At 44.2% G+C, this 12236-nt stretch carries 10 protein-coding genes; 2 read left to right on the top strand and 8 right to left on the bottom strand.

Translation table 11 applies throughout. The features are described 5' to 3' along the window. The first annotated feature begins 348 nt into the window (after positions 1-348). Both GX089_15400 and GX089_15395 read left to right on the top strand, forming a co-directional pair. Positions 349-2259: an ABC-F family ATP-binding cassette domain-containing protein gene (locus tag GX089_15400; protein NLP03879.1), complete on the top strand. Its 1911-nt coding sequence runs from the start codon at positions 349-351 to the stop codon at positions 2257-2259. Between the two features lie 86 nt (positions 2260-2345). Further along, the gene (locus GX089_15395; GenBank protein NLP03878.1) at positions 2346-3554 is read left to right on the top strand and encodes a radical SAM protein; all 1209 of its coding nucleotides are present in this window, start codon (positions 2346-2348) and stop codon (positions 3552-3554) included. Here GX089_15395 and GX089_15390 read toward each other — a convergent pair. From GX089_15390 to GX089_15355, 8 genes are all read right to left on the bottom strand, one after another. Continuing rightward, positions 3542-4894 carry a diaminopimelate decarboxylase gene (locus GX089_15390; protein NLP03877.1) on the bottom strand — a complete coding sequence of 451 codons (1353 nt, stop codon included), beginning with the start codon at positions 4892-4894 and terminating at the stop codon, positions 3542-3544. The two genes, GX089_15395 and GX089_15390, sit on opposite strands and share 13 nt — an antisense overlap. Positions 4895-4897: 3 nt before the next feature. Then, positions 4898-5932 (bottom strand): ATP-grasp domain-containing protein, encoded by a 1035-nt coding sequence (locus GX089_15385; protein NLP03876.1) that lies wholly within the window; start codon positions 5930-5932, stop codon positions 4898-4900. Between the two features lie 8 nt (positions 5933-5940). Continuing rightward, on the bottom strand, positions 5941-6183 hold the full coding sequence (locus GX089_15380; protein ID NLP03875.1) for a PqqD family protein: 243 nt from the start codon (positions 6181-6183) through the stop codon (positions 5941-5943). After that, the gene (locus GX089_15375; protein NLP03874.1) at positions 6184-6834 is read right to left on the bottom strand and encodes a tetratricopeptide repeat protein; all 651 of its coding nucleotides are present in this window, start codon (positions 6832-6834) and stop codon (positions 6184-6186) included. After that, on the bottom strand, positions 6828-8198 hold the full coding sequence (locus GX089_15370) for a tetratricopeptide repeat protein (GenBank protein NLP03873.1): 1371 nt from the start codon (positions 8196-8198) through the stop codon (positions 6828-6830). Before GX089_15370 ends, GX089_15375 begins: the two co-directional genes overlap by 7 nt. Beyond that, positions 8185-10269 (bottom strand): peptidoglycan DD-metalloendopeptidase family protein, encoded by a 2085-nt coding sequence (locus GX089_15365; GenBank protein ID NLP03872.1) that lies wholly within the window; start codon positions 10267-10269, stop codon positions 8185-8187. The genes GX089_15370 and GX089_15365 overlap by 14 nt, the downstream gene beginning before the upstream one ends. Next, positions 10266-11069 carry a MerR family transcriptional regulator gene (locus tag GX089_15360; GenBank protein NLP03871.1) on the bottom strand — a complete coding sequence of 268 codons (804 nt, stop codon included), beginning with the start codon at positions 11067-11069 and terminating at the stop codon, positions 10266-10268. The genes GX089_15365 and GX089_15360 overlap by 4 nt, the downstream gene beginning before the upstream one ends. A 153-nt stretch (positions 11070-11222) precedes the next feature. Next, the gene (locus GX089_15355) at positions 11223-12035 is read right to left on the bottom strand and encodes a hypothetical protein (GenBank protein ID NLP03870.1); all 813 of its coding nucleotides are present in this window, start codon (positions 12033-12035) and stop codon (positions 11223-11225) included. Between the last annotated feature and the right edge of the window lie 201 nt (positions 12036-12236).

Genomic DNA, 12236 nt, shown 5'->3' with positions numbered 1-12236 from the left:
TCTCAGGCAAAATAAGAAGACTGCAAAGCTGGGAAGTTGTCCTTCCCTCTGCCTAACAACACAGGCAGAGGAAAAGATTAGTATTGTCTCTGTAGAGCCTTAAGATGACATCAAAAAAACTAAAAAAAGTCTTGATTTTTAACTTAGGAACTCTGGGGTAAACCTCCGAGATGAAAAAGATGATCTAAGACCTTAAATCAACAAATCATCTTCGGGATAAAAAAAACTTTGTTCTCTAAATCATCTCCGGGGTAATATGCGTGTCTACTTATTCAGAGTAGAATCACTCTTTCACCCCAGAGGAAACCCCCAAACCCCCTCAAACCCATTTTGTATTTTTCCCCTCCTATGATCACTTTCGAAAATGTCTCAAAACAGTACGGAAGTAAAATCCTTCTGGACCAGGTCAATTTCTCCATCCACGATAACTGCAGAACAGGGCTTATCGGAGTAAACGGTTCAGGCAAAACAACTCTTCTGCGAATGCTCAGTGCCGAAGAACAACCCGACAGCGGTACAGTGCAAAAACCACCATCACTCAGCATTGGATATCTCCCTCAGGAAGTTGAAGTGCTGGACAGCAAGACCCCTCTGGAGATAGTGCTTGAGCCCTTTTCGCATATACTTGATTTTGAGAAGCAACTGGAGTCGGTTTCCGAAAATCTCCATAAAGAAGACCTGAAGAAGTCTCTGCAGAAAATGGATCTTCTCTTTGAGGCTGCTGAGTTTCACGATATCTACTCTCTTACAGCAAGGGCCAGAGCAATTCTTGCAGGACTTGGGATTCCTGAACAGAGTTGGACTCAGCCGGTTGAGTATCTCTCAGGAGGGTTCAGGATGAGGGCAGTGCTTGGGAAGCTTCTTCTTTCTGCCCCGGAATTCCTGCTTCTCGATGAGCCGACAAATCACTTGGACATGGATTCTCTTGTATGGCTGGAGAAATATCTGGAGCGCCAGAAATGCGGAATGCTGATTGTGAGCCATGACAGGGATTTTCTCAACCGTATAACCAACTACACGGCTGAAATCAGTAACAAGTCTGTCACAGTGTACAAGGGTAATTATGATCAATACCAAAGCTATCGCGCCGAGGCTCTGGAGACAGCACAGAACAGAAGGCGTAACCTGCAGATAAAAATTGCCCAGACAGAAAGATTTGTGGAAAGATTCAAGGCTAAAGCCTCAAAAGCCACTCAGGCTCAGTCAAGGATGAAGATGCTTGAGAAGCTTAAGGCCGAGATGCCGGAGATTGAATCAAATAATAAGCAGATCCATTTCTCCTTTCCTGAAGTAAAGCAGTCAGGTATCGTTCCTGTAAAGCTTACTGGTGTATCCGCCGGTTATGGAAACAATAATGTTTTAAAAGATGTTTCCCTGAGTGTCAACAGAGGCGACAAGATAGCGATCGTGGGTCCAAACGGGGCCGGCAAGTCGACATTGCTGAAAACTATCGCAGGGATGGTGAAACCAACAGGGGGAGAAGTAGAGCTCGGACATAATGTTGAGATCCGTTTTTTTGGTCAGCACCAGCTCGAACAACTCGATCCGGAGAAAACACTCTACAATACAATGATCAAAGACTCCATCTCCACCGAAAAAACCTTCGTGCGCAATATCCTTGGTGCATTCCTGTTCAGTGGGGATGATGTAGAGAAAAAAGTAGAGGTTCTTTCAGGAGGAGAAAAAGCACGCCTTGTCCTTGCCACCCTTATGGCAAGTCCGGGTAATGTGTTGCTTCTTGATGAGCCAACAAACCATCTGGACATCAATTCAGTGGAAAAACTGGCTGATGCGATGGCGGAGTTCAGTGGAACTATCATTTTTGTTTCTCATGATGAGTACTTTATCTCCAGAATTGCAACCAGGATAGTGGAAATCAGGCCGGGAACGATCAGGGATTTTCCTGGCACACTGGAGGATTACAGAAGTTATGTTGAGTCCTTTTTTTCCGGTGATACGGGGAAAACGGAAAGCAGAAAAATCGCAGGTCCGGATGAAAAAGAGATACGTATCAGAGAGCGTGAAAACCGGAAAAAACTCAGCCGCATATTAGAGAGAGTTGAAAACCAGATCAGTCTTCAGGAAGCAAAAATCGCTGAACTCACCAGTGTTCTCAACGATCCTGCAAACGCATCCGATCACGAGCTTCTGCATAATACATCTATGGAAATAAAGCAGATCGAATCGGAAATCGAGAAGCTTATGGCAGAGTGGGAAGCATGCTACAAAGAATTGCAGGAGACCTCTGCTGGCAAATAAATACCTCTCTGCTTTCCAGAGAAGCCCGTGATGAAGTATATTTAGAATCTTTTTTCTTTTAAACACCCGCAAGAAAGGTTCTGGAAATGGCAAAGTTCAGAGGGAAAGCGCTTCTTCCCTGGCCCTTTGTAAAGCAGTACATCATTCCCGGTTTATTCAGGAATCTTGATTCCTGGTACATGTTTCCACAGCAGTTCAGAAAATATTTCGAAAATCATGATCCTGAAAAAGACACTCCGGTAGGGCAGATCTCTCTCCGGGTAAACGAAGTCTGTAATCTCAGGTGCGGCTCCTGCGGCCAATGGGGTGAGAACGGACATTTGCGGTTGAAACTCGAACGTGGTGAACGTCTTGACCAGCTCGATTTTGATACTGTAAAGAGAATTGTGTTCGAGACCCGGCACGATCATCCTTTTTATTATATCTGGGGCGGCGAGCCGACAATGTGGAAACCTCTCCTGCCTCTTTTTGAGGAGCTTGCCAGATATAAACTGAAGGGCTCGATAGTCACTAATTCCCAGGACCTTGACAAGATTCTTGAGGATCTTATCGACACAGGCTCTCTGCAGGTTCTTTTTCTGAGCCTTGATGGATGGAATTCGGAATCACAGAATCTGATGCGTTCTCCGGCTAACGGAAGGTCTTCAGATAATTTTGAGAAAACAATGGCTGTTATTGAAAAGGCACATCAGATAAAGAAGCGCAAAAATCTCATGTTTCCCTTTATCATCCCGATAAGTGTCATATCCAATCACAACTATATGCATCTGGCCGATATTCACCGGCTGGTGCTTGATAAGGCGCAACTTCATCCATTCTATTTCGGATGGTTCATTACAGAAGAGCGCTCTGCACTGCATGAGAAAGTTTTTGAAGACAGGTTTGGATTCAAACCAAAGAATCACAGAGGATATCTTAAATCCTGTTTCAATGATGTCGATCCTGAGGAAACAGCAGACCAGATCCGGCAGATCGAACTGATATCAAAAGGTAGAGCCTGTGTCCCACAGTTTCTGCCTGATATCAAAACAGAAAAGCAGATCCGCCGGTATTACGAAGATCACTCCTGGCACTGTGGTTATCCGCAATGCGAAAGTATCTACTATACAGCGGAGATTTCTCCTGACGGGAGGGTGACTCCCTGCCGTGATTATCAGGACTATACCTGCGGAAATATCAACACCCAATCATTCTACGATATCTGGAACGGAAAAGAGTTCAAACAGTTCCGCAGAGAGATGAAAAAGGGGTTGATGCCTGTGTGTACCAGATGCTGCGGTCTTCAGGGATTCTGATATAATGATTGAGGAATACTTTCACACCTGTTAATATCATCGAGTGTTTCCGCTCTGCGGATACACTCAATTGACCCATTCTCCATAATCATCACTACTGCAGGCCTGCAGGTGATAAACTGCATCCATTGTGTCATATTGTAAGCCCCTACCGGGCTTATCACTAGTCTACCTCCAACAGGCAATGGAGGAAGATAGATGGCATCGGCAATCACATCGATATTCATGCAAAGCGGCCCGTAAAGCCTGCATGGCTCCGGGATTCCGGCCAATTGACGGTCCGGTTGTATCAGATGATTATACCAGACAGATGTCGGAAGCAGGTTTATACCTGCATCGAGAAGATAACACCTGGTCCCGTCTGCAAGCTGTTTGCGGGCATAAACCGTAGTGATCAGAAATCCCGATTCATCGATAACCGCTCTTCCACTCTCGATGTAAAGTACAGGATACTCCTTCGGATGCAGACATCTTAATAGTGTGTTACAGATCCCATCTGCATACTCATCGATTCCCGGCACCGCGACATCAGGAGACAAGTAAATGCCCTTGAGCCTGTTTCTTGAAGGGAAACCGCCGCCTATATCTATATATTCTATCTCAAAATGATAATCACGCTCCATATCCTGCATGAAATTGACAAGCTTTTCCGTGACCGATATATATGCCTGGGGTTCAAGAACAAAAGTGCCGATATGAGTATGAAGTCCCCTTAGTGTCAGATATCTGCTCCTTGCTATACGGCTTACGGCTTCTCTGGCCTGACCATTTTCAAAACTGAAACCGAACTTGTTCCATTGAGTGTATAGTCCCGCTTCAAAATTGATTCTTATCCCAAGAGGCACTTTTCTGTCAATCTCTCTTGCACACATCTCGATAAGATAGAGCTCATCAAAATTATCCACATTTATCATGCAGTTATCTGCAATGGCCTGCTTGAGAAGATCAGCGGGTTTATAAGGCCCGTTTAGAATGATCGAACTGCCCTGCACACCAAGCTTCTTGGCTTTTCTGTACTCAAATTCAGAGACTACTTCAGCGAATGCTCCCTCTTTATGGAGAGTCGCACATACAGCACCCAGGTAGTTTGTCTTGTAAGGCCAGGCCATTTTGACATTGGGGTAACGGGTGGAAAATGCGGAATAGATCCTGCGATAACTGTCCAGAGTTTTTCTCTGGCTTAAAACAAACAGCGGGCTGCCGAAATTCTTGATAAGAGATTCGACTTTGACTCCATCGACAGTGTCACGGTAATCTCTGTAACTGGAGTTTCCGAATTTGTTCATCACACCTGCGACCTGCTTGACCAGAACCGGCCTTACATAAGCTTTTTTTGACATAGTTTACCACGTTTCCGCTTTTATGGAGATGTTTTCAATATCCTGAATATCACGAATCAACTCACTGGTGTATCTTATCATCAACTTCCCCGCATCATACCTGGAATGGGTTTCATGCTCCATTCCAAGCAGGTTTTTTACCATGCGCTCTGGAAGGTTTACCCCGCAGGCGCTTGACATGAAAATCCAGGCAGGGAACCTGGGATTTATCTCGATACAGTAAAATTCATTAGTGTCTCTGTCAAGGATCAGTTCAAGTTCAAATGCCCCTCTCCATCCAAGCATCTGAATCATCCGTTCCGCTGCATCAAAGATCTTTCTGTTATTTACACTTACTATTGTCCAGGCTTTCCCAAGGCTCGTAGTGGCCACCTTTTTCACAGCCACCAACCCTAACGCTCTTCTCCCGTCAGCCAGACCAGCACAGTTATACTCATCACCCGGAATATTCTCCTGAATCATCACCGGCAGCCCCCATCTTGCAGAAAGCCCGTGCACAGCTTTCATAGCCTCCCCCGGACTGCTGATCTTTACCGCTTCGTAAAAAGGCCCTTTTACAAAACAGGGAAATCCAACTTTCCTGCAGACATCAATAACACTGGAAAGCTCAGTGATCACTTCGGTTCTGGGAACCCTGAAACCGGACTTGTCTGCTAGCCGGAACAGGTTGTCTTTAGATCGCATACGGAAAGCTTTAGCCGAGGGAAGCATTATCTTTATTCCCATCGACTCCAGTTCCTTTTCTATTCGCATATAAAGAGGCAGTTCAACATCAAGGACCGGTATAATGACATCGATCTTCTCTCTTTCGTGAATATAAGAAAGCCTTTCGAGAATCGCTGATGAATTACTGGATGGATAAGGAAGTATGTAAGACTTGTCAAAAAGCCAGTCCATGTATATCCCGGGTTCCAGTGTGTCGTAAGCCAGCCCGATCAGCCTGACATCAAGATCGCATTCCTTAAGACATCTTGCGACTCCTGTCCCCGGCCCAGGATTGTCTACTGCATTTATTCCGCTTACCGCTACAGTCCTCATATTTACCTTCAGATAAGAAAGTGTGACCGCAGAGTCTCAATCAGTTGCAGAATATCCTGCTCCGCTGTGTCACAGTCAACATCGTACTCCTCACTCAGCTCCCTTGCTATCCCTCGTACATCAATACCGGCTTTTAATCTGTCAACGATGTAAACACCTGTTTCATTTGCGTTGTAACTGTTACCTGTCACAGGATCGAATATAAACCCGGTACTGGAGATAGCAAGGTTATGAAGTTTGCCGATATCCATTTATTGTTTCTCCTCTTTATCTTCAGACAGTAATTCCAGATACTTTTTCGCTGTTTCATTGGTTGGATCAAGTATTCTGAGTGATGCAAATATCTCACGGCATTCCTTCATCCGCTTTTTACTGTAAAGATTCTCCCCAAGCTCCTGAAGAAACCATACTGATGTAGGGAAAGCGGAAAGCATTTTCCGGCATGTCTTTTCAGCCAGATCATACTTCTTCTGGTTTCTGAGGGCAACAGCAAACCAGTAATTAGCGGTGGTGTTAAATGGATCAATTTTAATTATCTTATAATTCTGCTCTTCCACTTTGGCCCAGTCATTTCTGGCCTTATGCACAAGTGAAATACAGTTCATTACCTCTATCGATGCAGGATAGACAGCCAGTGCCTTTTTATAACGCTTCAGCGCATCTGCATAATTGCCATTAAGGTATAGGAGCCATCCAATTCTGAAATTCACAGTGTAACCGTTTGGATAAGCAGAAAGCACAGGATTGAGCGCCTGAATTGCAAGTGAATAGTTCTGAGATTGCTCCAGATCATAGGATTTGTAATAAGCCTCTTCTACCGCTTCGGAACTTAGCAAATCGGAAGAAACTTCTGCAGTAACAATGGTTATCAGGAATACTGCGACCCGGACCGTTTTCACCATTGTACGAATACGCCTCCTAGGACGGTAAAGGAAGAATAAGACTGGAAATGCGAATGTCTTAACAATGAATAAACAGCCAGAGGGATTTTTTCAAATGTATACTCCGCCAGAAATTTGCTTCCGAATAGATACCTTTCCACTACATTCAATATTACAACAGCTTCACTCTCGTTTAAAAACGCTCTTCTTCCCGTACTTCCTGTGACTGTGAATCGCACCTGTTTCATGGAGACTGAAAAACTGAGATCTCCTGAAAGCTGTATTGAACCTGGAATCGATGATTTCTTGTCGGAAACAGCAAATGACTTTATAATGTTTTGCACCCCCTTCACATTAAAGGAAACCTTCCCCTGGCTGAAGTTCAATGCCACCATTGGTGATATCTGAGCAATATTATGCTCTGACAAGCGTGTGTAATAAAGAGTAGATCCCCACGAAAGAATCCCTGAATTGGTAGAGTGTTCCAGAAACAGAGTTTTTGAATTATCTGTGTATTCAATGTTTGATATGCTTGCCCTGATCCCGCTCTGAATTTTTGTCTTTCTGATAAGATGATAAAAGTCGGTAAAAGAAAGATAAAAATCACTCTGGTAAAGGTTTGGTTTGGGCGGAGGAGGCGGATCTTCAGGCTTTTTTGCTTTGGCCTCAGGTCCCCTGATACTCAGATTGTAACATCCAAACTTAAGGAGATCGGCATTCCGTAAAAACAACCCGATGTTCAGACCGGCATAAGTCCCATGGTTCATTTCCTCTGACTCATTGTACTTTAATAGCCCAACGGAAAAATTCACATGTCCCCTTGCATTTTCTCTTCTCAACCGTTTCGTTCTGTAAACCGCCAGTCTGAATCCCTCAGTTCCGAATCTCTGTTCTCCCTTGTTAAAGTACTGCTCGGCCTTCCTGTAATTGCCAACCTCCAGAAAACAATTCCCCATGTTCATCACAAAATCGCTGACCACATAATCCGGGATCTCTCCTTGCTTGTCCTCAGCAACCTCTATTGCCTTCTCGTAAATAGAATCTGCGGAAATGCTCCTGTTTCGAAGCGCTGATGCCCTGGCCATTTTCTCAAGAACATAGAAATCTTCGCCTCCCTTAAGCGCCTCTGTTCCCTCTGTAATTACATCCTCATATTTTCCCAGAACCATATAACAATTCATCAGTCCGTAAAAAGGTTCTATCGAACCAGGATCGTCTCTTTTTGCTTTCTGATAATAAGTTACTGCACTGTCATACTCTCCAAGGAGGTAATGACCGTATGCTTTTAACAAAGAAGATTCCGTTTCTTCATTCGTCTGGGCACAAATATAACCTGCCCAGAATACAACAGATAAAATCACCGGAATATGCTTAAATCTGGCCACGATAAATCTCTGTCTTTTCATTTTCGGTTTTAAATATCACAGAGCTGATACCACTCTTAAGATCAAACCCCGCAAGTGTTTCCAGTTTCCTCAAACCCATTGGTGTCCTGACTTCAATACCACCAGTAACAGTCTCGTTGCTCTCTCTGAAGTAGCTGCCCCTGGCAGAAAATATCCTGTGATTGAATGATTTTATAAAAGATGAGAATCCAGGGTGCGGCTGTACAAGAGCAAAATTGATATCATCATTCCACTTGACCCGTTCATCTGTAAGCGGAACCCTGGGAAGTGCCAGATAAAAATACCGCAAAGGTGATCTGAATCCACCTTCAAAACGGTAGAATGTAAACATCCCCTCTCTGTTCGAGAAAAACAACCGGGTATCCCTCCCCTGTTCTCCAAGATAATAACTTCCATCAGGGGCCATACCAACTCTCAACTTGATATCCCCTGCCCTGATACCATTCTTCACTATATTATAAGTAAAACTTTCTCCGAGTACAAACCTCAGCTTTTGCTCAATTACCCTTGATCTGGAAATGGGACGAAGTGTCTTTCCTTTCATGAGAGGAAAATCCACACCAAACCAGCATTGACCATCCATAATGTAATTTGTGAAGGCAAAAGGAATTGTCGGAGCCCCCGTATGTGGCAATTGCTGGCACTGAATATGGATATGAGGCTGAGGAGAATACCCGCTGTTTCCACACCGCCCGATTATCTGGCCCTGAATTACATATTCACCTGCCCGCACATTTATGCTTCCTTTCAGCAGATGTGAAATCTCCACATAATATCCCCAGTCACTGTAAATTATCACAAAATTTCCCCAGTTGTTCTGCTCATCTACTGTCCCTATAACATTATCAGCACACTCATTCCAGACTTCCACGACCTTTCCATTAACAGGGGATAAAACCGGTTTATTATAACTGTAATAGTCCTCCAGTGCCTTCCCTGCCCCCTTGAATGCTCTGCCCTCACTGTCCTGTACCACAAAATCGACAGCATGAGCCCAGCATCCCTTATGTGTCCACTCCCCGTTAAATCCCTGGTAAACAGTCCACTCTCCTGAAAACGGCAGACAAGGCTGAGGAAGCGATTGGTTGAACCTGGCTGTGTAGTTGATGTAATGCTCAAGATTTGATTCAGGTGTACCGAAAAAAGCCGTTGTCACAAGCGGAAACCGGTTGGTGATAAGAATGTAAAGCAGCAGACATACCACGATTACAAAAGGGAAAGCAAAGGCAGGAATACCGTATCCGGACCACAGTATATCCACCGCATCAAGAATAAAAACAGAAACAAGAACACCCGCAAGAGCTATTATATAAGTTTTTACCGAAGGGATCAGGAAAAGCCCACCCAAAGCCAGCGCAATAAGGATGAAGTTAAAACTGTAAAGATCTGTAAAAGCCGAATAGGATGATCCCTTTAAGAGAGTCAGAAGCATTGTCCCGGTATAATAACCTGTTACAGCCAGAAAGAAATTGATTCTGGAAAAAACAAGCATCGAAAGAAGTACCGCAATTCCTATAAGGTCATAAGGCAGGAAAAGTATTATACCCGTTGACCTGAAAAGCCCTGAGAGCCATATCGGCAACTGTTCTATATTGAGCGCTCCAAGTCTGGTATTCTGAACTGTGTAGAGATTTCCGTACCGTATCGAGGAGAGATAAACCAGTGTGGCCGTAATTGTAAATGGCAGATTCAGAATGGGAACTCGCAAATAGTAACTGAATATCGAATGCAGCGTAAAACTGAGAAGCAGGGAGAAAAATGAGGCTAGCACTGTAAAAACCAGTGACAAAATGGTTATCTTGAAAAGATATCCCATGGCAAGCCCCACAAGCAGTGAATTGTAAGTATACATTCCTCCGACCATCTGCTCTCTTGATAAACCCATCAGTTTTCCAAACACAAGAAGGGACAAATAGGCAACAAGAGCCAGAACACCTGATGATATATTAACAAAGGATATCAGGAAAAGAACCACCCCGAAAGCCAGGTTCCCGGAAAGCACCAGATATGAAAAACTGGTGAACAGAGGTTTGAGATAAGTCATTATCACTGGAGAATCCCTGATACAGATGTGAGAAATGTTGATGAATCGGTATACCGCTTATCACCGAAAATAACATATGTTTCCAGATACTCATTTGTGCATCTGAGGCCCTGCTGTTCCATTGCGCCCCGGAGTTTGTTGTATGTCAGATATAGCGTGTCGTAATCACCATAATGGTACATGAAGGCAACCTTTACAGATGGAAAGACCTCACAGCGGATATCAGGATGTTGAACAGGAGTATAATTCTCCACCGGATAACACACCTTGTAGTGCGCAATCTCAATGCTGGAATCCTTTAAATAAATGGTAAAGGGATATCCGCTGACTCTTATATTCCACTGATGCATAAAACGGTTTAAAACCGAGAATTGTACCGCTACATCTTTGATTTCGCTCCTTGCCTCCAGTGTCATCACAGTCATCTGTGGTATAACGGTTGTTTCAATCTGGTCCGAAATCAGGTTGTCATCATAGTCACACAGGGCTATGCTCTGAAGAGCATGACTGATCTTTATCTGCTGTCTAAGCAACTCAAGGCGCTTTCCGCTTCTGGTAAAGTATTTCTTCAATCCTGATTTTTTTTCCAGAATATCGGCAATATGAACCAGAGGTATGTTCAGATTTCTTAAAAAAGAAAGCTGTGCCGCCTTCCTGACCTGCTCTGTTCCATAGTATCTGTATCCCGTCTTTTCATCCACATACTCCGGAACAAGAAGCTTTTTCTTTTCATATAACAATAGTGCCTTGCGGGATAAATTAGTGATCCTGGCAAATTCCTTCAGTTTATATCCCCTGCCCTCCACATCGCCTCCATGAACTGACCCGATACAGAATTAATCTTACCCCATCTTTGAACTGTTTGCAATACATGCTCCCGGGACCATCTTTTGTCAGCTTAAAAAAAGAGGGCTGCAGGTAAAGCAGCCCTGAAGCTGAAAAAAAATTCCCGCTCGATTTTAGTCAACGCCTATGTCCGGTGGAATTGTGTCCGGTGGAGTTTCCGGTGGAGTAACAGTGCCGGTTGGAATCAGGAACCGGAAGGGGTCCTGAGGACTACCCGGTACAGGGCCCGGCTTCTCGACAACAGTAATCGTCCCGGAGCCATCTTTACTTGGTGAAGCGTGAACGGAGGTCATGTGAACCTCACCATAGCCGCTTGGACCGAAAATCTCAGGATTAAATGTAATCCTGTAAATTGTGTAGTACTGAAAGAACGGATATTGCGGGTTGACTTTGTAAGTGGAATCCGTAACCGGAGAATTGACTGTATCCCGGTACCCATAGTAATTCCAGTTGTCATCAAGAGAACTGCCAAAGGAAATAATCATCGATGGATCACCCTTATAAATCACTCCATCGCCGCCAAATGGTCCCAGACAGGCATAACCTGAGGAGACAAGACTGGTCTGGCTTAACAAGTCCAGGCGTCCATGAAAAACCGTATCACCATCTCCATTTACCACTGCAATCTGTACATGATCACTGTGGTAAAGATCCTTGAAAGTGTGCGGCCTCTTGGGATTCCATCCCACATGTCCCTCAGAACCATAAGTATTGTCAACAAAATGGGGATTAAAAGTGACTTCGAGATCAAACGCATCATTGCTCACAGCATGAGTAATCCGTACAAGCGGCTCCTCATTACCTGTCTTCAGCGTACCCCAGAAATACTGAGCCACCCCATACTGTTTCAACCGGTCCGCTGAACCGTCATCAAAAGGATTGGTTCCGACATTGTTATTTTTCAGCGAATCGAGAGTTATATCCACCACACCGGTTAAAGCGGAGATAGGAATTCTGGCTGACTTGTATCCTGCTTTTGACGCACGTAAAGTGTCAACTGAGGGGTGTGCGGAATTTTTTGTGTAAACTGGTATATAGTGCAGGTGTATTTAATGCTACAAATAATATAACTGCATAGTTTATGTAATTGCAATAGTGTTTCCAATAATTGGAACCCTTCCCCCATG

Origin of the sequence: Fibrobacter sp. (genome assembly GCA_012523595.1) — a bacterium.
GTDB lineage: Bacteria > Fibrobacterota > Chitinivibrionia > Chitinivibrionales > Chitinispirillaceae > JAAYIG01.
Note: the sequence above shows the minus strand (reverse complement) of the source record. Positions and strands in the feature narration are given on the sequence as shown.